We start from the raw sequence: 21385 nt of genomic DNA on the forward strand, positions 1-21385 counted from the left end.
ACGGCGTATGGCGGTCGCCGTTCAAATGGCGGTCACGGCGCCCGGAGGAAACGCATCGGTGCCGAGTACCTGTGCGGTGCCGCCGACTTCGCGCTGTCCCCGCACCACGTCCTTGAGGCTCTCCTCCAGCTCCAGCGAGGCCCCCGCCGCCTTGTGCCAGCGGTGGACGAACACCAGGACGTCCCGCCTGCTCATCGGCCTGACGGTGCACTCCGTGAACTCCTGCCCAGAAAGCCACCGTTCGGGAACCGCGGTAGGCCTCGTCGTGACGAGGAACCGCGCCTGCGGATACGCGGCGATGAGCTCCCGCAGCCACCGTCGGGTGTGTTCGCGCTGCTGCTTCGGCACCTCGTCGAGCCCGTCGATGAGCAGCAGGCCGCGACCGGCCGAAAGCAGCCGGTCCTCCCAGCCTTTCGGCTGCATGCTCGCGAGCGCGCATCCCGTGGCCGCCAGGAAATCCTGTGGAATCGGCAGCGGGCCGTGGCGCACCAGGGTGCGTAAAGGGAGGACGAAGGGGACGAGGTCCGGCGCGGAGGTGACCGCGAGCCATTGCAGCAACGTCGTCTTGCCGCTCCCCGCCTGCCCGCGGATGAGTACGCGCCGACGCCCGGCAAGTGCCTGCTCCGCGCGTTCCACGGTCGTGACGGGACCGTGGAGAGACCGTTCGACCTCGCTTGGCAGCTCAAGGCTCAAGTACGCCGTGTCCAGCGGCCAGCACGCCGCCTCCGGCCGGCTGAGGTCCAGGCCGACGATGGTCAGGCCGCTGTGGCGCTCGACGACGTAGTCGCGGTAGCGCTGTTCGAAGGCGACGTCTTCGGCCGACAGGCGCGGACCGGCATCCCGCGCCCGCAATGCCAGCAGCTCCCCGGCATCAACACCCAGCGCCCTGGCCAAGGCGACCACCGTCGCCTCGCTCGGCATCTTCCGCCCGTTCAGCGCCTGACTGACCGTCGTATGCCCCAGCCCGGCCCGGCGCCCCAGTGCATCCGCCGTCAACCGCTTCTCCGCGCGGAACAGCCGCAGCCGAGCGGCCAGTTCATTCAGCGCGCCGGGATCGGAAGCCTCCATCCGTACATCTTCGTACGTCTGAACGTCGGCGAATGCCAGACCGGCGAACTTGGCCTCATGACTCACACACAGCTGGCCCTCGCCGCAGTCGCCCTCACCGTCACCGTGATCCTCGCCGTCGCGATCGGCGCCCTCGCCGCACTCTTCGCCCGCATGGACGGCGCCAGCCGCCCCGCCGCCGCAACCCGCGCCGGTGCCGCCTTCGGTGCCGCGCTCACCGTTGTGACGGCGCTGCTGGCCCTGGCCCACGACATGCTCAGCTCATGAACCCCGCGCCCCGAAGGGGCACGGGAGACATCATGCGGCTCCGCCGCGTGGGCGCGATCAGCCACGAACAACCCGCAGCGATCAGGCCGCCTGAGCCCGCACCGCCAGTTTCGGCGGCTTCGCCGCCGCCCGCGCCTTGGACCCGTACTCGTCCACGTACTCCTGATCCGACAGCTTCAGCAGCGCGTACATGATCTCGTCCGTCGCCGCCCGCAGCACCTCGCGCGACTCCTCCATTCCTGCATAGCGGGAGAAGTCCAGCGGCTCCCCGAACCGGATGGTGATCGGGACCAGGCGCGGCAGGCGGCGGCCGATCGGCTGGGCCTCGAAGGTGCCGATCATGGCGCAGGGTATGACCGGTGCGCCCGAGCGAATGGCCATCTCCGCCACGCCCACCTTGCCCTTGTAGAGACGGCCGTCGGGCGAGCGAGTCCCTTCGGGGTAGATGCCGAGGAGCTCTCCGCCGCCCAGCACTTTGAGGCCCGTCTCGACCGCGGCGCGGCCCGCGCCGTTGCCCGAGCGGTCCACGGGGATCTGGCCGACGCCGCGGAAGAACGCCGCCGTGAGGCGGCCCTTGAGGCCGCGGCCGGTGAAGTACTCGCTCTTGCACAGGAACGTCACCCGGCGCTTCACCATCACCGGCATCAGGAAGCTGTCGCAGAACGACAGGTGGTTTCCCGCGATGATCGCCGAACCGTCGGCCGGTATGTGCTCCATGCCTTCGACCCGCGGGCGGAAGACCCAGCGCAGGAACGGGACGAGCACCACGGCCCTGAAGAGGAAGTAGAACAACTCAGTGAGCCTCTCTGACCAATCTGATCACTGACCAATGCGCCCCCGTGCGGCGTGACGCTAATGGCCTTCGAGGATCAGTGGCGAGAGGGCCTATTGAGCCATTTCGAGCATGGCGGTTCCTGCCAACACCCGTGCCTCGTCGAACCTTTGCAACAGCAGATCCACCACCTCCGGCGCCGGACCCAGCACGTCCGCCACCACGTCCGCCCCGGCGGCCGCCGCGCCCGCCGCGATACGGTCCGGCAGGCGGCCCGGTGCGAGGACGTACGGAGCCACCGCCACGCGCGATGCCCCCGCCGCGCGCAGCGCGCGCACCGCGTCCTCCGTGCGCGGCGCGCAGGCGGAGGCGAACGCGGGCCGCACGGCGCACCAACCGGTGTGCCGCCACTCCCGCGCGATTGCTGCGATCACCGCGATCGCCTCCGGGTCCGAGGAGCCCGCCGAGGCCAGCACGACCCCGGTCGAGCTCCGGTCGCCGGGGCGCACCCCGGCCTCGTACAGCCGCCGCTCCAGGGCGGCCGTCAACAAGGTTGACGGACCCAGGACTTCGGCCTGGAGCAGAGAGAGCCCCGGCAGGCGGGCCGCTGCGCGGCGCAGGGCCGCCGGCACGTCCGTCTTGGCATGGAAGGCCCGCGTCAGCAGCAGCGGCTGCGCCACCGCCTGCCGCACGCCCTCCGCCGCCAGCCGTTCCAGGACCTGCCCCACGCTCGGGGCGCAGAAGTCCAGGAAGGCCACTTCCACGCGCAGACCCGGCCGTTGCTCCGCCACCCGTGCCCGCAGCCGCGCCACCGTCGCCGCGTGGCGCGGGTCGCGGCTGCCGTGCGCGACCAGGACGAGAGTCTCCGTCACCGGCCCGCCGCCAGGCCCCGCGTGCGCAGCACCCGCCGCTCCAGCGGGCTGAAGACCGCCAGGTCGATGGCGATGCCGACGAAGAGGATGAGGAGGATGCCGAGCAGCACCCCCGGCATGTCCGAATCCGTACGGGCGTTCTCCAAGTACTGGCCGAGCCCCAGGCCCAAATCGGGTGACGATGCGATGAGTTCCGCCGCCATCAGTGACCGCCACGAGAACGCCCACCCCTGCTTCAGGCCCGCCACATAGCCCGGCAGGGCCGCCGGCAGCAGGACGTACCGTGCGCCCCGCACTCCCGTCGCCCCCAGGGTGCGGCCCGCCCGCAGGTACAGCGGGGGCACCTGGTCGATGCCCGACACCAGGCCGTTGGCGATGGACGGCACCGCGCCCAGCAGGATCACCGCGTACATCGCCGCATCCGTGATCCCCAGCCAGATGACCGCCGCCGGCACCCACGCCACCGACGGCAGCGACTGCAGGCCCGAGAGCACCGGGCCCAGTGCCGCGCGGACGAACGGGACCCGGGCCACCAGCAGGCCGAGCGGGGTGCCGATGGCGAGCGCGGCGAGGAAGCCGAGCAGGCCGCGCGAGACGCTGGTCCAGATGATGTCGAACAGGGTGCCGTTCAGCCACAGTTCGCGCAGGCTGTGCCAGACCGCCGAGGGGTCGGGCAGCTTGTAGTCGTCGGTGATGTGCGCGAGGACCAGCAGCTTCCAGACGGCCAGGACGACGATCACCGCCGTGGCCGGCGGCAGCACCTTCCGCCACAGGATCTCCCGCCACGGCGTGCGGCGCACGGGACGGGTCTCCAGGGCGTCCAGCCCCGCCTCCAGGCCCGCCAGCTCTGCGGTGCCCTTCGTGTCGGCTCCGGTCGTGTCAGATCCGGTCGTGTCAGTTCCGGCCATGACGGCGGATCTCCCCCCGCAGTTCCTCGGTGATCTCGATCGACAGGTCCGCCACCGCCGGGTCCTCGATGCGGCGCGGCTGCGGCAGACCGACCGTCCACTCCCGGGCCACCCGGCCCGGCCGTGACGACAGCAGCACCACGCGCTCGCCCAGCCGCACGGCCTCCCGCACGTTGTGCGTGACGAACACAACCGACAGCTGTGTCTCGGCCCAGATGCGGGCCAGTTCGTGGTGCAGCACGTCGCGGGTGATGGCGTCGAGCGCGGCGAACGGCTCGTCCATCAGCAGCACCCGGCTGTCCTGCGCGAGCGCCCGGGCCAGGGCGACGCGCTGCCGCATGCCGCCCGACAGCTCGTGCACCCGCTTGCCGTACGCCCCGCCCAGGCGGACGAGGTCCAGCAACCGCTCGGCCTCCGCCCGGCGTTCGGGCCGGGGCACGCCGCGCAGCCGCAGCGCCAGCTCGATGTTGCGGCCGGCGGTCAGCCACGGGAAGAGGGCGTGGTCCTGGAACATCAGGGCCGGGCGGCCGCCGGGCACCTCGATGCTGCCGGACGTCGGGCTGTCCAGGCCCGCGACCAGGTTCAGCAGCGTCGACTTGCCGCAGCCCGAGGCGCCCAGCAGGCAGACGAACTCGCCGTGGCGGACGTCGAGGGTGATGTCGTCGAGGACGGGCGCGGCGGGGCCGCCGTGGCCCGGCCGTCCGAAGCTCTTGTGGACGTGGTCGAGCCGGACGGCCACGGCCGTGCCGGTGGTGAGTGTTGCCGGAGCCATCCGGTCACCTCCAGGGGAACGGGCCTACTGCCGGCCGAGGTTCGCGGCGCCGACCGGCCGCTTGCCCTCGCCGGCGAGGACCTTGTTGAGCAGCCTCAGGTCGTAGATGCCGGTCAGGTCCGGCTTGTCCAGCAGTCCGGCCGCGACGGCGTGGGACGCCTCGGCGTCCAGGGTCGCGGCCAGCGGGTCGTCGGTGGGCGTGAGGGATGCCCACGCCGGGTCGAGGACCGCGGCGGGAAGAGCGCTGCCGGCCAGCTTCTTCAGCGCCGCGTTGGCGCTCTCCTTCGCCTTCTGAGGGTTGGCGGCCATCCACGCGTTGGTCTTCACCGAGCCGCGCAGCACGGCCTCGACGACGTCCGGGTGCGCGGCGAGGAACTTCTGCGACACCACCACGTTGGTGATGACGAACTTCCTGTCCGGCCACAGCGTGCTCTCGTCGAGCAGCACCTTGCCGCCCTCCGAGACGAGCTTGGAGGCCGTCGGTTCGGGCACCCAGGCGCCGTCCACCGAGCCGGACCTGAAGGCGTCCGGTGTCACCTTGTTGTCCATGCGGACGACGGAGACGTCGCCCTTGCCGCTCTGCGGGTCGACCTTCCAGTCTCTCTGGGCGATCCAGTTGAGGAACGCCACGTCCTGCGTGTTGCCCTTCTGCGGGGTGGCGATCCTCTTGCCCTTGACGTCGTCCGGGGTGGTGATCTTCTTGGGGTCGACGACGAGCTTGACGCCGCCGGACGCGGAGCCGGAGACGATGCGCAGGCTGCGGCCCTTGGACTTCACGTAGCCGTTGATCGCGGGGGCGGGGCCGATCCAGCCGATGTCGATGGAACCGGCGTTGAGCGCCTCGATCTCGGACGGACCGGCGTTGAACGTCGTCGACTTCAGCCGGGTGCCGCCCAGTTCCTTCCGGATCAGGCCTTCGTGGTCGCCGACCAGGGCCGTGGCGTGGGTGATGTTGGGGAAGTAGCCGATGCGCACGGTGCTCGCGGACAGTTTCCTGCCGGACGATGCCGTGGCCGCGGTGTCGGCCTGTCGCTGCGAGCCGTAACCGCAGGCGCCGAGGGCCGGGGTGAGCAGGGGCAGGGCGGCGAGGGCCGCGAGGATGCGGCGGGCGGCTGCGGGCACGAGGGGGTTCCTTCTCGATGGGCGGATCGTCGTCATGCGGCACCACGGCGCCCCGTGAGGGGCGCGGGGAACTGCGCGACCGGCCACGACGCGCCCGCAGCCGACCGTTCCCGGGGCTTCGCCCCCGGACCCCGGGGTGGTGCGCCGACTGCGGGCCGTCGGGGGCCGGTCGCGCAGTTCCCCGCGCCCCTCACGGGGCGCGAAGGCATCCCGGTGCAACGGGCGGCGTCCCGAAGGCCGTTCCGGCCATGCCCGCCGTGAGCGTCGTCCCGTCGGCCGGGTCGATCAGCAGGAACGAGCCCGTGCGGCGGGAGTCGGCGTAGGCGTCGAGCGCGAGCGGCTCCGCGGTGCGCAGCACCACCCGGCCGATGTCGTTGGCGGCCAGCTCGCCGGGGTCGGCGTGCTGGGAGAGGTCGTCGAGGGCGAGGCGCGAGGGGACGGCCTTGACGATGGCCTTCACCGTGCGGGTGGTGTGTTTGAGCAGGACGCGGTCGCCGGGGCGCAGCGGCCGGTCCGCGACGTGGCAGACGGTCGCCTCGACGTCCTGCGTGGGCGCGGGGGCGGCAGCGGCGGGGGCGATGAGGTCGCCGCGCGAGACGTCGAGGTCGTCGGCGAGCCGCACCGTCACCGACTGCGGTGCCCAGGCCACGTCCACGGGGTGCCCGAGCGCGTCGATCGCGGCGATCGTGCTCGTCCGCCCGGACGGCAGCACGGTCACCGGCTCGCCGACGCGCAGCACGCCGGAGGCGATCTGGCCCGCGTAGCCGCGGTAGTCGGGGTGGTCGGCCGTCCGGGGGCGGATGACGTACTGGACGGGGAACCGGGCCGGTTCGCCGCTGGGGTCGGCGACGACGGGTACGGTCTCCAGGTGTTCCAGCACGGTCGGGCCGCCGTACCAGTCCATGTGGGCGGACGGTTCCACGACGTTGTCGCCGGCGAGTGCGGAGACGGGAATGGCGGTCACCTCGGGCACGCCGAGCGACGAGGCGTAGCCGCCGAACTCCTCGGCGATGGCGGCGAAGACGGGCTCCGCGTAGTCGACGAGGTCCATCTTGTTGACCGCCAGCACCACGTGCGGCACGCGCAGCAGGGCGGCGACGGCGGCGTGGCGCCGGGTCTGCTCGACGACGCCGTTGCGGGCGTCGACGAGCACCACGGCCAGCTCGGCGGTCGACGCGCCGGTCACCATGTTGCGCGTGTACTGCACGTGACCGGGCGTGTCGGCCAGCACGAACCGCCTGCGGGGGGTGGCGAAGTAGCGGTAGGCGACGTCGATGGTGATGCCCTGCTCGCGCTCCGCGCGCAGCCCGTCGGTGAGCAGGGCGAGGTCGGGCGCGGCGGCGCCGCGGCTGCGGGAGGCGTGCTCGACGGCCTCCAACTGGTCGGCCAGGACGGCCTTGGAGTCGTGCAGCAGCCGCCCGACGAGCGTGGACTTGCCGTCGTCGACGGATCCGGCGGTGGCGAACCGCAGCAGCGAGGTCGTGCCCGCTTCGATGGTCGTACTGGACATGGCTAGAAGTACCCCTCGCGCTTGCGGTCCTCCATCGCGGCCTCCGACAGCTTGTCGTCGGCCCGGGTGGCGCCCCGTTCGGTGAGCCGGGACGCGGCGATCTCCGCGATGACGGCCTCGATGGTCACGGCGTCGGAATCCACCGCGCCGGTGCAGGACATGTCGCCGACCGTCCGGTAGCGCACGAGCCGTCTCTCCAGCTCCTCGCCGTCCTTCGGGCCGCCCCAGCCGCCCGGGGCCAGCCACATGCCGCTGCGGCGGAAGACGTCGCGCTCGTGCGCGTAGTAGATCGACGGCAGGTCGATCCCCTCGCGGGCGACGTACTGCCACACGTCCAGCTCGGTCCAGTTGGACAGGGGGAAGACGCGGACGTGCTCGCCGGGCGAGTGGCGGCCGTTGTACAGCTGCCACAGCTCGGGGCGCTGGCGGCGCGGGTCCCAGCCGCCGAACTCGTCGCGCAGGCTGAACACCCGCTCCTTGGCGCGCGCCTTCTCCTCGTCCCGCCGCCCGCCGCCGAACACCGCGTCGAAGCGGTGCGCGGCGATGGCGTCCAGCAGCGGCACGGTCTGCAGCGGGTTGCGGGTGCCGTCCGGCCGTTCGCGCAGCCGGCCGTCGTCGATGAACTCCTGCACCGAGGCCACGTGCAGCCGCAGCCCGTGCTCGGCCACCGTGCGGTCGCGGTAGGCGAGCACCTCGGGGAAGTTGTGCCCGGTGTCGACGTGCAGCAGGGCGAACGGCACGGGAGCGGGGGCGAACGCCTTGAGCGCCAGGTGCAGCATGACGATCGAGTCCTTGCCGCCGGAGAACAGGATCACCGGCCGCTCGAACTCGCCCGCCACCTCGCGGAAGATGTGCACCGCCTCGGACTCCAGGGCGTCCAGGTGCGTGAGCGCGTACGGGCTGTCCGTCGGGCTGTCCGTCATATCAGGCCCCTTTCCTTCAGCAGTGCGTGCAGGGCCGTCGCCGACTCCGCCACGCTCTGCTCGTGCGTCTCGATCCGCAGGTCCGGGTCGGCCGGTGCCTCGTACGGGTCGTCCACGCCCGTCAGCCCGGACAGTTCGCCCGCGGCCTGCCGCGCGTACAGGCCCTTCACATCGCGCACGGAGCACACCTCCACCGGGGTCGCCACGTGCACCTCCAGATAGCCGGTGCCGTGCGCCTGGTGCCGCTTGCGCACCGCCTCGCGGGAGTCCGCGTACGGTGCGATGACGGGCACCAGGACGGTCACACCGTGCGAGGCGAGCAACTGGGCGACGAAGCCGATCCGTTGCACGTTCGTGTGACGGTCCTGTCGCGAGAAACCGAGTCCTGCGGAGAGGAATTCGCGGATCTCGTCGCCGTCCAGCACCTCCACCCGGTGTCCTTCGGCGTGCAGCCGACCGGCCAGGGCGCGGGCGATCGTCGTCTTGCCCGCGCTCGGCAGACCGGTCAGCCACACCGTGGCCCCTGCTGTCGTCGCTGTCGTCTCTGTCATTCGTGCAGTCCGCATTCCGTCTTGGCACGGCCGGCCCAGCGGCCGGCGCGCGCATCCTCGCCCTCGTGCACGCGGCGGGTGCAGGGCGCGCACCCCACCGACGCGTAGCCGTCCTGGAGCAGGGGGTTGGTGAGCACGCCGTGTTCGGCGATGTAGGCGTCGACGTCGTCCTGCGTCCACCGGGCGATCGGCGAGACCTTCACCTTGCCCCGCCTGGCGTCCCAGCCGACGACCGGGGTGTGCGCCCGGGTCGGTGACTCGTCGCGGCGCAGGCCCGTCGCCCATGCGTCATACGAACGCAGGCCCTCCTCCAGCGGCTTCACCTTGCGCAGGGCGCAGCACAGGTCGGGGTCGCGGTCGTGCAGGCGCGGCCCGTGCTCGGCGTCCTGTTCGGCGAGGGTCCGCCGCGGGGTGAGCGTGATGACGCGGACGTCCATGACGGCGGCCACTGCGTCCCGGGTGCCGATGGTCTCGGGAAAGTGGTAGCCGGTGTCCAGGAAGACGACGTCGACGCCGGGCCGGGCGCGGGAGGCGAGGTGGGCGACGACCGCGTCCTCCATGGAGGAGGTGACGCAGAAGCGCTCGCCGAAGGTGTCGGCCGCCCAGGAGAGGATCTCCGGTGCGGACGCGTCCTCCAATTCGCGGCCGGCCAGCAGGGCCAGCTGCTCAAGTCCGGGCATCGGGTGCCCCCTTGGCGAGGCCGCGGGCGAGGAGCCCGAGGAACTTCAGCTGGAAGGCGCGGTTGCAGGCAGCGCACTCCCAGGCGCCGTGACCGGCCTCGTGCGGGCGCAGGTCCTCGTCGCCGCAGTAGGGGCAGAAGAAGGGGGCTGCACGCTCGCTCACTGTGCCTCCTGGTCGCTTCTCCGCCCGCGCGGCGCCCGTGCAGGTTTCGTTTCCGTCTGCGGCCCGGCGGCCGCGCGTGCGACGCTCACGCAAAGTCCTCCTCGCCGGCCCGCGCCGTCCAGGCCGCGAACCGCTCGCCGTCCGTGCGCTGTTCGAGGTAGCGGCGCAGCACGCGCTCCACGTAGTCCGGCAGCTCCTCGGACGTGACCTTCAGGCCCCGCACCTTGCGGCCGAACCCGGCCTCCAGGCCGAGCGCTCCGCCCAGGTGCACCTGGTAGCCCTCGACCTGGCGGCCCTCGTCGTCCAGGACCAGCTGCCCCTTGAGACCGATGTCCGCCACCTGGATACGTGCGCAGGCGTTCGGGCAGCCGTTGATGTTGATCGTGAGGGGCTCGTCGAACTCGGGCAGCCGGCGCTCCAGTTCGTCGATGAGCGCCGAGCCGCGGGCCTTGGTCTCCACGATCGCCAGCTTGCAGAACTCGATGCCCGTGCAGGCCATCGTGCCGCGCCGGAACGGGGAGGGGGAGACGCGCAGGTCGAGCGCCTCCAGTCCGGAGACGAGCGAGTCGACCCGGTCCGCCGGGACGTCGAGGACGATTATCTTCTGCTCGGCGGTGGTCCGCACCCGGCCCGAGCCGTGCTCCTCGGCCAGCGCCGCGATCTTGGTGAGGGTGGGGCCGTCGATGCGGCCGACGCGCGGCGCGAAGCCCACGTAGTGCAGGCCGTCCCGCTGCCGGTGCACGCCGACGTGGTCGCGCCAGCGCGCCACGGGCTGCTCCGGCGGCGGACCGTCGGCCAACGTGCGCAGCAGATACTCCTGTTCGAGGACCGTGCGGAACTTCTCCGCACCCCAGTCGGCGACGAGGAACTTCAGACGGGCGCGGTTGCGCAGCCGCCGGTAGCCGTAGTCGCGGAAGATCGAGACGACGCCCTCGAAGACGTCCGGGACGTCCTCCAGCGGCACCCAGGCGCCCAGGCGCACGCCGATGCGGGGGTTGGTGGACAGCCCGCCGCCCACCCACACGTCGAAGCCCGGTCCGTGCTCGGGGTGGCGGACGCCGACGAAGGCGACGTCGTTGATCTCGTGGGCGACGTCCAGCAGCGGGGAGCCCGAGACGGCGGACTTGAACTTCCGCGGCAGGTTGGAGAAGGCGGGGTTGCCGACGATTCTGCGCTGTATCTCCTCGACGGCCCGGGTGCCGTCGACGATCTCGTCCTCGGCGATGCCGGCGACCGGCGAGCCCAGGATCACGCGCGGCGTGTCGCCGCAGGCCTCGGTGGTGGACAGGCCGACGGCCTCCAGGCGGCGCCAGATCTCGGGGACGTCCTCGATCCGGATCCAGTGGTACTGGATGTTCTGCCGGTCGGTGATGTCGGCGGTGCCGCGGGCGAACTCCTCGGAGACCTCGCCGATCACGCGCAGTTGACGAGTCGTCAGACGGCCGCCGTCGATGCGCACCCGCAGCATGAAGTACCGGTCGTCGAGTTCCTCGGGCGCCAGGACGGCGGTCTTGCCGCCGTCGATGCCGGGCTTGCGCTGGGTGTACAGCCCCCACCAGCGCATCCGGCCGCGAAGGTCGTTGGGATCGATCGCGTCGAATCCGGCCTTGGAGTAGACCGTCTCAATACGTGTCCGCACATTGAGACCGTCGTCGTCCTTCTTGAACTGCTCGTTGCCGTTGAGCGGGGTGAAGTGGCCTGCGGCCCACTGACCCTCGCCCCGGTGACGGCCGGTCTTGCGCCGCGATGGGGCGGCGGGGGGTTCCGAGGTGGCAGCCATGGCGGTGTGTGTCCTTTGGTGACCGAACTCAAGGAGCTGCGCAGTTGGCCGTGACGTCCGCGTCCGTGCAGGTGGAGGCGGGTACGACGGCGGTGCGCGGCAGGGGACGCCCGTCCGCGGCGGCGAGGACGGCGACAGGGCGGAGCGGTGGAACGGCGAAGCGCGAAGCGGTGAACGGGGGCCGGGCGAAGGTGCGCTGAAGCGGGTCAGCCCGCCGGACAGATGGCGCTGGACATGCGGCAGAGGTCGACGTGACGCCGACTCACCAAGACGATTCCAGCTCCGGACATGACGGAAGCGTGGCACGGGGGTCTTGGGCGAGTCCACCATTGACCGTAATGCGAGACGCGCTGTCTCTTATTGCGAGACAGCGCGTCGTGTTCGGCGGCCGGTTCAGGCGGCTGCGCCCCCGGGTGTGCCCTCATGCGCGCCCGGCCACGGGCCCGGAGGCGGAACGTCCGGCTCCTCCTCGGTCTTCACGTCGAACACCCGGAAGCCGCGCCGCTCGTAGTTCGCCATCGCGTACGGCCCGTCCTTGCTGCACGTGTGCACCCACACCCGCTTCGTCCGCTCCCGGCCTGGCCAGCGCTCGGCGAGGTCCCAGGCCCGCGCGGTGCCGAAGGAGAGCAGGTGACCGCCGATGCGGCGGCCCTGGAAGGGCTTGATCAGTCCGAAGTAGGCGATTTCGACGGCCCCTTCGGGCTGCGGGTCCAGCTCGATGTACCCGGCCGGCGTCCCCCGGTCGTAGGCCACCCAGGTCTCCACACCCGGCCGCTCCAGATACGCCTGCCACTGCCCGTACGTCCAGGGCAGCCGGTCCGTCCAGGTGATGTCCCCGCCGACGGCCGTGTAGAGGTACCGGCTGAGCTCGGGCGAGGGGACCTCGGCCCGTTCGATCCGGATCCCGGACAGGGGGTCCGGGTCGTGGGCCGGGACGAGGTCGTCGGGGGACGTCTGTTCCAGGGACCAGGTGGTCACCGTTTTGCTGTCGCTCATTACGCCACCCAACCATGGCGTGTTCTTCGGCTGCGGGTCCGTTGTGGCTGGTCGCGCAGTTCCCCGCGCCCCTTACGGGGCGTTCCGCCGCCCTGCCACCACCACCGGTGCCGACGACGTCGGCAGCAGGTCCGCCGGGTGCACCGGGGTCAGCAGCCTCACCTCCAGGCCGTCCGCGAAGCGGTACGGGCGGTGCACCAGTACCCCCGCCAGCGTGCGCCGCACCCGGGACATCTCCGCCCGTACCGTCACCGTGCGCGAGGCGTCGCCGAACAGGTCGGCCGCCAGTTCCGCGGCCGTCCGCCCCGCCGGATGCAGGGCCAGGACGTACAACAGCTCGGCATGGCGCGGGCTGAGGTCCTGCGACCAGTCGCCCGCCTCGCCCGAGACCGTCACCGTCCGGCTGTGCGGATCGCGCAGATCCAGCACCACCCGGCTCGGCGCCGCCGGACCGTCCGCCGCCTCCAGCCGCACCAGCCAGCCGTCCGGCAGCGGTTCCACGAAACAGGGCCCGAACGACGGCAGCCAGACCGGGCCCGGCTGCACCGCCTTGGGCAGCACCACCCGGCCGACCGGGCCCATGCCCGTCACCGCCGCCGTCCAGCCGTCCCGGTCCACCGCCAGCGCCCGTCCGCGGATCCGGGCCAGCATCGGCGCCGCCACCGCGCGCAGCCGGTCCACCGACTCCCAGTGCCGCGCCCGCAGCTCGGCCTCGGCGACCTTGCCCACGGCCGTCACCAGCGCCAGCGTCGCCGGGTTGAACGCGGGCGCCGGGCCGCTGACGTTCAGCACCCCCAGCGTCCGCCCGCTGCGCGGATCGTGCAGCGGCGCCGCCGCACACGTCCAGCCGTGGTGCGTGCGCACGAAGTGCTCCGCGGAGTGCACCTGCACCGGCCGGTCCTCCACCAGCGCCGTGCCGATGCCGTTCGTCCCCACCGTCTCCTCGGTCCAGCAGGCACCCACCTCGAACCCCAGCCGGTCGGCGCTCCGCCGCAGCGCCGGCCCGCCCTCCCGCCACAGCACCCGGCCCCCGGGATCCGTCACGACCGTCAGCTGCCGCTCCTCGTCGCTCGCCGAGGCCAGCCCCTCGCGCAGCAGCGGCAGCAGACCGGCGAGGCCCGACACCTGCCGACGGTGCTCGACCTCGTCCGCCGGCAGCACCGCCACGGCCCGGCCGGACTCCGGATCGAGGCCGTGACCGCGCACCCGCTGCCACGACCGGCCGATCAGCGGCCGCGGCCGCAGCGGCGGCCCGGAGCCGGCGAGCGCCGCCTCCCGGATCGCCGGAAGCAGCGCAGCGTCGATTGGTCTGGGGTTCACGCTGCAATGGTGCCGCCGCCGGGCCCCGCCCGCAGGGGCATCCGCGAGATTGCAACGCTGTGCAACCGTTGCCAACACCCCCGCCCCGGGCGGAAGGTGACTGACGAGCGGTCGGAGGGTGGTGCCGAGTCGGCGCAGCATCACCCTCCGCCGGGCTCCCCGGCGGCGCCGCCGCAGGCCGCCCGCCCGCCGGGCGCCGGGTGAATGCACACGTCCGCGGCCTATACGGTTAGGGCGTGCAGGCAGCAAACGAACCACCGGCGCGGCAGCCCGGACGGCTCCACAGGGCACGGGCCCTCTACCGGAACGTCTCCAAACGCAAGATGGCGTGGCTGCTCCTGAAGGACACGGTCAACTCCTGCATGGAGTACCGCGTCACCGGACTCGCCGCCGAAGCCGCCTTCTTCACCCTGCTGTCGCTGCCGCCCCTGCTGCTCGGCCTCATCGGCCTGCTCGGCTACTTCGACTCCTGGAGCGGCACGCACACCATCGAGAGCATCCGGGACAACATCCTCTCCGCCTCGGCGACCGTCCTGTCCGACAAGGGCGTCAAGGAGATCGCCCGCCCGCTGCTCGACGACATCATCAAGGGCGCCCGCCCGGACGTCATCTCGGTCGGCTTCGCCATCGCCCTGTGGTCCGGATCCCGGGCGGTGAACGTCTTCGTCGAGACCATCACCATCATGTACGGCCTGGAGGGCAAGCGCGGCATCGTCCACACGCGGCTGCTGGCCTTCGGCCTCTACGTCGTCGCCCTCGTCATCGGGGCGGTCGCCCTGCCGCTGATGGTGATCGGGCCGGAGACCGTGACGGACATCGTCCCGTGGAGCACGGACGCGGTGCAGTTCCTCTACTGGCCGGTCGTCATCCTGCTGTCCATCGCCTTCCTGACGACGCTTTACCACGTCTCCGTACCGGTCCGCTCGCCCTGGCAGGAGGACATCCCGGGCGCGCTCGTCGCCCTGACGATGTGGGTGATCGGCAGCCTTCTGCTGCGCATCTACCTCACCCACACCGTGGAGGGCCCCACCATCTACGGTTCCCTCGCCGCGCCCGTCGCCGTGCTGTTGTGGATCGGCGTCTCGGCCTTCGCGGTGCTCGTCGGGGCGGCGGTCAACGCCGCCATCGACCGGGTGTGGCCGTCGGTCGCCACGGCAGCGGGACGCGCCGAGGTCGACCGGCAGCGGGAGGCCTTCGCGGCGCGGACGGCGGCCGAACGGGCCGCGCTGGCACTGGCGATGGACGACGAGGACGACTTCTACGAGGAGTTGCCGGACGAGGGGGCCGCCGGGCGGGACCGGGAGCCGCCGTCGGAGTTTCCTGAGCGGTGGGCGCAGTTCCTGCCGCCCGAGGACCTGCGGTCCCGGCTGCACCACAAAGGGGAGCCGCATCAGGCCAAGCATGCGAAGCGGCGCGAGTAGTTCGCCTGCGGGTTCGTTGTGGCTGGTCGCGCCCACGCGGCGGAGCCGCATGATGTAACAGCCCCGCGCCCCTTCGGGGCGCGGAAAATTCATTGGCGGGGTCTCATTGCCGCCGCCTACGCTCGTCGAGCACACGTACCCAGGAAGGGAGGTCGGGACCGATGACTGTCATGGCCCGTACTCGGAAGTCCGTTCATTCCACCTCCTCCTTCCTCAAGGGGCACTGTCTTGTCCGAGCACACCGCTCAACACCCTCTCGTCCGATACGGCTGGGACGAGGGTCTCGCCGCTGACTTCTCGGCGCACGCCGCCGAGGGCCTGACGCCCGGGCGGATCGTCCGCGTCGACCGCGGCCGCTGCGACCTGGTCGTCGCCGACGGCGACGGCGTCCGGCACGTCCTTGCCGACACCGCACTCGTCACCACCGGCGACCCGGTGGCCATCATGTGCACCGGCGACTGGGCCGCCGTCGACCTCGCCTCCGGCTACGTACGGGCGCTGCTGCCGCGGCGCACCGCGTTCGTCCGCTCGACCTCCTCCTCGCGGTCCGAGGGCCAGGTCCTCGCGGCCAACGCCGACTGCGCGATCGTCGCCGTCTCGCTCGCCGCCGACCTCGACCTGGGCCGCATCGAGAGGTTCCTGGCCCTGGCCTGGGAGAGCGGGTCCGAACCGCTGGTCGTCCTCACCAAGGCCGACCTCGTCACGGCCGAGGTCCTCGGCCACCTCGTCGCCGACACCGAGACGGCTGCGCCGGGCGTGCAGGTGCTGGCGGTCAGCGCGGAGACGGGCGAGGGCCTGGACGTCCTCGCCGCCGTCCTCGGCGGCCGCACGTCCGTCCTGCTCGGCCAGTCCGGCGCCGGGAAGTCCACGCTGGCCAATGCGCTCATCGGCGCGGAGGTCCAGGACGTGCAGGCCAACCGCGACCGGGACGGCAAGGGCCGTCACACGACCACCACCCGCAATCTGCTGCCACTGCCGCTGCCCGCGGGCGGCGTCCTGATCGACACCCCCGGCCTGCGTGGCGTCGGCCTGTGGGACGCAGGGGCGGGTGTCGCCCAGACCTTCTCGGAGATCGAGGCCCTGGCCGGGCGGTGCCGCTTCCACGACTGCGCGCACGAGGCCGAGCCGGGGTGCGCGGTCCTGGCGGCGGTGGAGACGGGCGAGCTCCACCAGCGCCGCCTGGACAGCTACCGCAAGCTGGTGCGGGAGAACGAGTGGATCGCCTCCCGCACGGACGCGAGGCTCCGTGCGGAGATTCGGCGGGACTGGAAGGCCAAGCAGGCGGCGGGGCGCCTGGCCATGGAATACAAGAGGGGGCGGTCGCGCTAGGTGGTGCGTGAGCGCCTCGTCAGGGGCGCGGTACGGGGCGGCCCACCACCACGTCCGATTTCCGCCAGTCCACCGCCCCGGCCTGTCGCAGACTGGATGGCATGAAGGACGACGACCGCTACCAGGCGGTCCGCAGCAAAGACGCCCGTTTCGACGGTGCATTCTTCACCGCCGTCAAGACCACCGGCATCTACTGCCGCCCCAGCTGCCCCGCCGTGACCCCGAAGCGCGAGAACGTGTGCTTCTATCCCTCGGCCGCGGCCGCCCAGGGCGCCGGGTTCCGTGCCTGCCGCCGTTGCCGGCCCGACGCCGTCCCCGGCTCCGCCGAGTGGAACGTCCGGGCCGACCTGGTCGGCCGTGCCGTGCGGCTCATCGGCGACGGCATCGTCGACCGCGAAGGCGTCGCCGGGCTCGCCGAGCGCCTCGGCTACAGCTCCCGCCAGGTGCACCGCCAGCTCACCCAGGAGCTGGGCGCCGGGCCCGTCGCCCTCGCGCGGGCCCAGCGCGCGCACACCGCCCGTACGCTCCTGCAGACCACGGACCTGCCGGTCACGGAGATCGCCTTCGCGGCCGGGTTCGCGAGCGTGCGGCAGTTCAACGACACGATCCGCGAGGTCTACGCGGCCACCCCGAGCGCCCTGCGCGCCCGCCCCGGCCGGGCCGTTCCCGCCAGGGAACCCGCGGCCGGGATCCCGCTGCGGCTCGCGCACCGCGGCCCGTACGCCGCGGACGAGATCTTCGGCTTCCTGCGGCGCCGCGTCATCCCCGGCGTCGAGGAGACGACCGGCGCCCCCGGTGCCCGCACCTACCGCCGCACCCTGCGGCTCCCGTACGGCACCGGCATCGCGGAGGTCCACGAGCCGCGCTCCGGTGACGGCTCCTGGCTCGACTGCCGGCTGCACCTCACCGATCCGCGCGACCTGGCGACGGCCGTCCAACGTGTCCGTCGGCTGTTCGACCTCGACGCGGACCCCTGGGCCGTCGCCGAACGCCTCGGCGCCGACCCCCACTTGAGGGCACTCGTCGCGGCCCGCCCCGGACTGCGCTCGCCCGGCGCGGCGGACGCCGAGGAACTCGCGGTACGGGCCGTGCTCGGCCAGCAGGTGAGCGTGGCCGCGGCCGCCGGCCTCGGCGGCACGCTCGTCGCCGCGTACGGCAAGCCGCTCGCCGCACCCGACGGCGGGCTCACCCACGTCTTCCCCGACCCCGGCACCCTGGCCGGTGCCGCCCTGGACGAGCTCGGCATGCCCGACTCGCGCCGGCGCGCCCTGCGCGCGGTCGCCGAGGCGCTCGCCGGGGGCACCGTCCGGCTCGACCCCGGCGCCGACCGGGACGCCGCCCAGCAGGAGCTGCTCGCCCTGCCCGGCGTCGGCCCGTGGACCGCCGGTTACATCCGGATGCGGGCGCTCGGCGACCCGGACGTCTTCCTGCAGGGCGACGCCGGGGTGCGCCACGGCCTCGCCGCCGTCGGTGCCGCACCGGCAGACGCCGCGGCCTGGGGACCCTGGCGCTCGTACGCCGTGCACCACCTCTGGAACGCGCCCGTCCCGACGGCCGGTTGACGCACAGACCACGAAGGAAATCCGATCATGCTTTACACCCACATCGACAGCCCGCTCGGGCAACTGCTCGTCACCGGCCGCCCCTCCGCCACCGCGCCCGGCGGAACGGCCCTGGTCTCCCTCTCCGTACCCGGCCAGAAGAACGCGCCGGCCGTGCAGCCCGACTGGCGGCGCGAGCCCGCGGCCTTCGCGGAGGCGGAGCGGCAGCTGGCGGCCTACTTCGCGGGGGAGACGAAGGACTTCGACCTCGAATTCGACACCGACGGCACCGAGTTCCGCCGCAAGGTCTGGGACGAACTGGACACGATCCCGTTCGGCGAGACCACCACGTACGGCGAGATCGCCCGGCGGATCGGCGCATCGCGCGCCGCCGTACGGGCAGTCGGGGGCGCCGTCGGCGCCAACCCCTTGATGATCCTGATTCCGTGCCATCGGGTGATCGGCGCGGACGGCTCGCTGACCGGATACGCCGGGGGCCTGGAGCGCAAGCAGATGCTGCTGAAGCTGGAGGGTTCCCTGCCCTGACGCGCCTCATGCGCCGCTCCACCCCCTGGGGTGGTGTTGGCCGTGCACTCTTCCCGTATGCCACTCAGTGTGGACAATAAGGGCATGGACCAGCGTGGGGACGATCTCGCCGGACAAGAGGACGCCTGGTGGCGAGAGTTGTACGGCAGAAGCGCGTCCGATACGGGCCCCGTCGCCGGGGGAGACAGCCTCGACGAGCGGTTCACCTCCGCCGCATCGGTGGTGAGAGCGGAACCGCCGCCCCGGCCGCGGGCGCCCGAGCCGCCGGTCGTCCCCACGCCCACGTCCTCCCCGTCGGCACCGCCCAAGCTCTCGCGCAGAGTGCCCCGGCAGTCGACGGGCTGGGGGGTGCTCCGCGACTCGCTCCCCGTGCCGTATCCGCCGCCCCCGCCTCCTCCTCTGCTCACCGGACGGGTGGAACTGCCGCCGCCCCGGGGGTCGGAGCGGCTGGTCCGTACCCGGCGCTCCGGCCCCGAGGAACAGAGCGCGCGTCCGCCGTCCTCGCCGCCCGTGCCGGAAGCGGGCCGCACGACTGAAGAGGCCGACAAGCCCGATAAGCCGGACAAGCCCGCCAAGGCCGACAGCGGCCGGGAGGCGGCTGCCAAGGCCCCCCGGAACACCGGCAGTCGCAGCGCCAGGCCCGTCAAACCCGTCAGGGACGGGGGCAAACCCGCCCGGCCGGCCAGGGCGGCCGGACCCGCCAAGATCCCCGACGTCGGCGAACTGATCGATCCCGTCGGGCCGATCGCCCCGCCTGCCCCTCCCGCACCTTCCGCTTCTTCCGCGCCCTCCGAGGTGGACAGGCCCTCCGAGGTGGACAGGCCCACCGAGCCTGTCGACCCGGCCGAACTGCTCGGCCCCGTCGAGCCTGTGGAGCTCCTCGAACCCCCTGCACCTCCCGACCCCGTCGCATCCGCAGAACCGCCCGCCCCGCCCGCATCCGCCGAGGCGCTCGGGCCCGTGGTCACCCCCGAACTGTTCGACGCGCCGGAGGTCTCCCCGGTACCGGGAATGCCCCTGGTCCCGGCCACTTCCGCCGCACCGGTCGCCACTCCTTCCGCTCCCTCCGCTCCCTCCTCCGAAGTCGCGGTCGTCACCGCCTCCGCCGTCGCCCCGGCCGTCTCCGAAGCCACCGCAGGGCACGGCATCGTCGAGGTGTCGGAGGTTCCCCCGCCGCCGGTCCGCCGCCGCGGACCCCGCTCGTACACGGCCGACTTCATCGGCCAGGGCCCGCCCACCTACGAGGCGGAGCCCACTTCGTGGCCCGGCGCCGACCCCGGCAGCCTGGACGACCTCGTGCCCGACACCGTGCTGGACGGCGCCCGGTACGGCGCGATGACGCTGCGTGCCGTCTCCCTGCGCGGCGACTCGGCCCGCTATCGCGGGGAGCCGCGCCGCGACGCCCTGCTCTCCGCCCGGTTCGGCACGGGGGACGATGCGCTGCTGCTCGTCGCCATGGCCAGCGGGGCCCGGGCCGCCGAGGGCGCCCACCGCGCGGCGCGCGACATCTGCACCTGGATCGCCGGTTCCGTCGGCCGCAGCCACGCCCGGCTGTCCGAGGACCTGCACAACGGCCGGCGCAGCGAGCTGAAGTCGGGGCTGCACCGGCTCACCGACCGCTCCTACGGCCGGCTGCGCGCCCGCGCCGCCGACCTCGGCCTGCCCGCCGCCGAGTACAGTGCCTCGCTGCGCTGCCTGCTGCTGCCCGGCGACCCCCGGTGCCGGACGCGGGTCTTCTTCGGGGTCGGGACGGGCGGTCTGTTCCGGCTCCGCTCGGGCGCCTGGCAGGACCTGGACCCGGACCCGTCCCCGCCGGAACCCCCGGCCGCCGAGCCCGCCCTCGCGTACGGCCTCGGCGACCGGATCACCATCGACCTCGGCATCGCCACCCCCGGCACGGCACCCGTGATCGACCCGGCCGAGGTGCCGGGGGAGCCGTTCCGCTTCCGGGCCTCCATCTCCCGGCCGGGGGACGCGCTGCTCGTGTGCACCACGGGCCTCGCCGAACCCCTGCGCGGCGAACCCGAACTGGGCATCCGGCTCGCGGAACGCTGGGCCTGCGAGGAGCCGCCCGGGCTGGCGGCGTATCTGGCGGATGCCCAACTCCGGGTCAAGGGCTACGCCGATGACCGCACCGCGTGCACCGTGTGGGAGACGTAGGAAGTTTCGTTCCGAACGTTTCCCAACGCCATGTTGATGCAGTCAACAGGCGTCGTCCCGCCGCACCCGGGGCATGCATTGGCGTGAGCGTGTTCGACGCCGGGCGCCGGGAGGGGGCGGGTCCGAAAAGCATGAGACGGCGGACTGCACAGTGGGCGGGCGCGGAGAGCGGCGACGGGCCGGGAGACGCGGGGGAAAACGACCGGTGGGATGCGGAGCCCTATTGGGAAAGACGGCTCCGGCACCGGGACCTGGCGGCCGTCGCGGAAGTCCGCGCGGCCCTGCGGCACATGCTCGCAGCCTGGGGGGAGCCGGGACGGGCCGGTATCGCGGAATTATTGGCCAGTGAATTGGTGACGAATGCCCTGGTGCACACCGACGGCCCCACGGTCGTGACCGTCCGGCTCACCGGCGGCGGTCCGTCCGCGACCACCAAAGGGCGGCTGAGAGTGGAGGTGCGGGATCTCGTACCACGCCATCCGACGCTGCGCGTACGGAAACCGGACGGGGACCCCATGGCCGAGGCGACGTCCGGGCGCGGCCTGCTGCTCGTCCACTCCCTGGCGGACGCCTGGGGGGTACAGGCCCACGGGGTGGGCAAGGCGGTGTGGTTCGAGCTGGACGCACAGGAGCCCTGAGCCCAAGGAGCAGGCTCAGGGCTCCTGTTGCGCGCCCCGCGGCCGG

General features: G+C 72.7%; 21 protein-coding genes and 1 pseudogene. 7 read left to right on the forward strand and 15 right to left on the reverse strand.

All coding sequences use genetic code 11. The features are described from left to right. Positions 1-21: 21 nt before the first annotated feature. A complete protein-coding gene (locus tag ACLHRZ_RS10230; RefSeq protein WP_490417991.1) occupies positions 22-1068 on the reverse strand; it encodes an NACHT domain-containing protein in 1047 nt (348 codons plus the stop codon). Positions 1069-1125: 57 nt separating this feature from the next. Between ACLHRZ_RS10230 and ACLHRZ_RS10235 the strand changes: the two genes are divergently transcribed. Then, positions 1126-1335, forward strand: coding sequence for a hypothetical protein (locus ACLHRZ_RS10235; protein ID WP_490417992.1), 210 nt, complete (start codon positions 1126-1128; stop codon positions 1333-1335). Positions 1336-1416: 81 nt separating this feature from the next. Here ACLHRZ_RS10235 and ACLHRZ_RS10240 read toward each other — a convergent pair whose 3' ends face one another. The 14 genes and pseudogenes from ACLHRZ_RS10240 to ACLHRZ_RS10305 form a co-directional block, all read right to left on the reverse strand. Further along, positions 1417-2127: a lysophospholipid acyltransferase family protein gene (locus ACLHRZ_RS10240; RefSeq protein ID WP_490417993.1), complete on the reverse strand. Its 711-nt coding sequence runs from the start codon at positions 2125-2127 to the stop codon at positions 1417-1419. Between the two features lie 93 nt (positions 2128-2220). Next, entirely contained in the window at positions 2221-2979 is a 759-nt protein-coding gene (locus tag ACLHRZ_RS10245) for a sirohydrochlorin chelatase (protein WP_490417994.1), read from the reverse strand. Next, the gene (locus tag ACLHRZ_RS10250) at positions 2976-3887 is read right to left on the reverse strand and encodes an ABC transporter permease (RefSeq protein ID WP_490417995.1); all 912 of its coding nucleotides are present in this window, start codon (positions 3885-3887) and stop codon (positions 2976-2978) included. Before ACLHRZ_RS10250 ends, ACLHRZ_RS10245 begins: the two co-directional genes overlap by 4 nt. Beyond that, a complete protein-coding gene (locus ACLHRZ_RS10255; protein ID WP_490417996.1) occupies positions 3874-4659 on the reverse strand; it encodes an ABC transporter ATP-binding protein in 786 nt (261 codons plus the stop codon). Before ACLHRZ_RS10255 ends, ACLHRZ_RS10250 begins: the two co-directional genes overlap by 14 nt. Positions 4660-4683: 24 nt before the next feature. Then, a complete protein-coding gene (locus ACLHRZ_RS10260) occupies positions 4684-5817 on the reverse strand; it encodes an aliphatic sulfonate ABC transporter substrate-binding protein (RefSeq protein WP_490417997.1) in 1134 nt (377 codons plus the stop codon). Between the two features lie 154 nt (positions 5818-5971). Then, the gene (locus tag ACLHRZ_RS10265; protein WP_490417998.1) at positions 5972-7291 is read right to left on the reverse strand and encodes a sulfate adenylyltransferase subunit 1; all 1320 of its coding nucleotides are present in this window, start codon (positions 7289-7291) and stop codon (positions 5972-5974) included. A gap of 2 nt (positions 7292-7293) precedes the next feature. Beyond that, the gene (cysD, locus tag ACLHRZ_RS10270; RefSeq protein WP_490417999.1) at positions 7294-8214 is read right to left on the reverse strand and encodes a sulfate adenylyltransferase subunit CysD; all 921 of its coding nucleotides are present in this window, start codon (positions 8212-8214) and stop codon (positions 7294-7296) included. Then, on the reverse strand, positions 8211-8780 hold the full coding sequence (gene cysC, locus ACLHRZ_RS10275; protein ID WP_490418000.1) for an adenylyl-sulfate kinase: 570 nt from the start codon (positions 8778-8780) through the stop codon (positions 8211-8213). Before cysC ends, cysD begins: the two co-directional genes overlap by 4 nt. Next, complete coding sequence (locus ACLHRZ_RS10280; protein ID WP_490418001.1) at positions 8762-9445, reverse strand: phosphoadenylyl-sulfate reductase; 684 nt, start codon at positions 9443-9445, stop codon at positions 8762-8764. The genes cysC and ACLHRZ_RS10280 overlap by 19 nt, the downstream gene beginning before the upstream one ends. Beyond that, a complete protein-coding gene (locus tag ACLHRZ_RS10285) occupies positions 9432-9608 on the reverse strand; it encodes a hypothetical protein (RefSeq protein ID WP_451424310.1) in 177 nt (58 codons plus the stop codon). Before ACLHRZ_RS10285 ends, ACLHRZ_RS10280 begins: the two co-directional genes overlap by 14 nt. A gap of 85 nt (positions 9609-9693) precedes the next feature. Then, entirely contained in the window at positions 9694-11388 is a 1695-nt protein-coding gene (locus tag ACLHRZ_RS10290) for a nitrite/sulfite reductase (protein WP_490418002.1), read from the reverse strand. 206 nt (positions 11389-11594) lie between these two features. Further along, a pseudogene (locus ACLHRZ_RS10295) lies at positions 11595-11666 on the reverse strand (putative leader peptide); the annotation flags it as partial. A gap of 115 nt (positions 11667-11781) precedes the next feature. Continuing rightward, positions 11782-12384, reverse strand: coding sequence for a GNAT family N-acetyltransferase (locus tag ACLHRZ_RS10300; protein ID WP_490418003.1), 603 nt, complete (start codon positions 12382-12384; stop codon positions 11782-11784). Positions 12385-12456: 72 nt separating this feature from the next. Further along, positions 12457-13704, reverse strand: a complete 1248-nt coding sequence (locus tag ACLHRZ_RS10305; protein ID WP_490418004.1) for a GAF domain-containing protein — start codon at positions 13702-13704, stop codon at positions 12457-12459. 236 nt (positions 13705-13940) lie between these two features. On the opposite strand from ACLHRZ_RS10305, the gene ACLHRZ_RS10310 reads away from it, so the two are divergent. The 6 genes from ACLHRZ_RS10310 to ACLHRZ_RS10335 all read left to right on the forward strand — a co-directional run bounded on the left by ACLHRZ_RS10310 (position 13941) and on the right by ACLHRZ_RS10335 (position 21339). Beyond that, entirely contained in the window at positions 13941-15125 is a 1185-nt protein-coding gene (locus tag ACLHRZ_RS10310; protein ID WP_490418005.1) for a YihY/virulence factor BrkB family protein, read from the forward strand. A gap of 228 nt (positions 15126-15353) precedes the next feature. After that, positions 15354-16454, forward strand: coding sequence for a ribosome small subunit-dependent GTPase A (gene rsgA, locus ACLHRZ_RS10315; RefSeq protein WP_490418006.1), 1101 nt, complete (start codon positions 15354-15356; stop codon positions 16452-16454). Between the two features lie 101 nt (positions 16455-16555). Then, the gene (locus tag ACLHRZ_RS10320) at positions 16556-18016 is read left to right on the forward strand and encodes an AlkA N-terminal domain-containing protein (RefSeq protein WP_490418007.1); all 1461 of its coding nucleotides are present in this window, start codon (positions 16556-16558) and stop codon (positions 18014-18016) included. Between the two features lie 27 nt (positions 18017-18043). Next, the gene (locus tag ACLHRZ_RS10325) at positions 18044-18541 is read left to right on the forward strand and encodes a methylated-DNA--[protein]-cysteine S-methyltransferase (protein ID WP_490418008.1); all 498 of its coding nucleotides are present in this window, start codon (positions 18044-18046) and stop codon (positions 18539-18541) included. A gap of 84 nt (positions 18542-18625) precedes the next feature. Next, positions 18626-20701, forward strand: a complete 2076-nt coding sequence (locus tag ACLHRZ_RS10330; RefSeq protein ID WP_490418009.1) for a protein phosphatase 2C domain-containing protein — start codon at positions 18626-18628, stop codon at positions 20699-20701. A gap of 131 nt (positions 20702-20832) precedes the next feature. Continuing rightward, positions 20833-21339 carry an ATP-binding protein gene (locus ACLHRZ_RS10335; RefSeq protein ID WP_490418010.1) on the forward strand — a complete coding sequence of 169 codons (507 nt, stop codon included), beginning with the start codon at positions 20833-20835 and terminating at the stop codon, positions 21337-21339. Positions 21340-21385: the final 46 nt, after the last annotated feature.

The sequence above is a fragment of the Streptomyces sp. AM25 genome (genome assembly GCF_058146165.1).

Bases quoted from the DNA above. Each gene is read 5' to 3' on its own strand.
- ACLHRZ_RS10230 (WP_490417991.1), bottom strand. From the start codon at position 1,068: ATGGAGGCTTCCGATCCCGGCGCGCTGAATGAACTGGCCGCTCGGCTG.
- ACLHRZ_RS10235 (WP_490417992.1), top strand. From the start codon at position 1,126: ATGACTCACACACAGCTGGCCCTCGCCGCAGTCGCCCTCACCGTCACC.
- ACLHRZ_RS10250 (WP_490417995.1), bottom strand. From the start codon at position 3,887: ATGGCCGGAACTGACACGACCGGATCTGACACGACCGGAGCCGACACG.
- ACLHRZ_RS10255 (WP_490417996.1), bottom strand. From the start codon at position 4,659: ATGGCTCCGGCAACACTCACCACCGGCACGGCCGTGGCCGTCCGGCTC.
- ACLHRZ_RS10260 (WP_490417997.1), bottom strand. From the start codon at position 5,817: ATGACGACGATCCGCCCATCGAGAAGGAACCCCCTCGTGCCCGCAGCC.
- ACLHRZ_RS10265 (WP_490417998.1), bottom strand. From the start codon at position 7,291: ATGTCCAGTACGACCATCGAAGCGGGCACGACCTCGCTGCTGCGGTTC.
- cysD (WP_490417999.1), bottom strand. From the start codon at position 8,214: ATGACGGACAGCCCGACGGACAGCCCGTACGCGCTCACGCACCTGGAC.
- cysC (WP_490418000.1), bottom strand. From the start codon at position 8,780: ATGCGGACTGCACGAATGACAGAGACGACAGCGACGACAGCAGGGGCC.
- ACLHRZ_RS10280 (WP_490418001.1), bottom strand. From the start codon at position 9,445: ATGCCCGGACTTGAGCAGCTGGCCCTGCTGGCCGGCCGCGAATTGGAG.
- ACLHRZ_RS10290 (WP_490418002.1), bottom strand. From the start codon at position 11,388: ATGGCTGCCACCTCGGAACCCCCCGCCGCCCCATCGCGGCGCAAGACC.
- ACLHRZ_RS10300 (WP_490418003.1), bottom strand. From the start codon at position 12,384: ATGAGCGACAGCAAAACGGTGACCACCTGGTCCCTGGAACAGACGTCC.
- ACLHRZ_RS10320 (WP_490418007.1), top strand. From the start codon at position 16,556: ATGAAGGACGACGACCGCTACCAGGCGGTCCGCAGCAAAGACGCCCGT.
- ACLHRZ_RS10325 (WP_490418008.1), top strand. From the start codon at position 18,044: ATGCTTTACACCCACATCGACAGCCCGCTCGGGCAACTGCTCGTCACC.
- ACLHRZ_RS10330 (WP_490418009.1), top strand. From the start codon at position 18,626: ATGGACCAGCGTGGGGACGATCTCGCCGGACAAGAGGACGCCTGGTGG.
- ACLHRZ_RS10335 (WP_490418010.1), top strand. From the start codon at position 20,833: ATGAGACGGCGGACTGCACAGTGGGCGGGCGCGGAGAGCGGCGACGGG.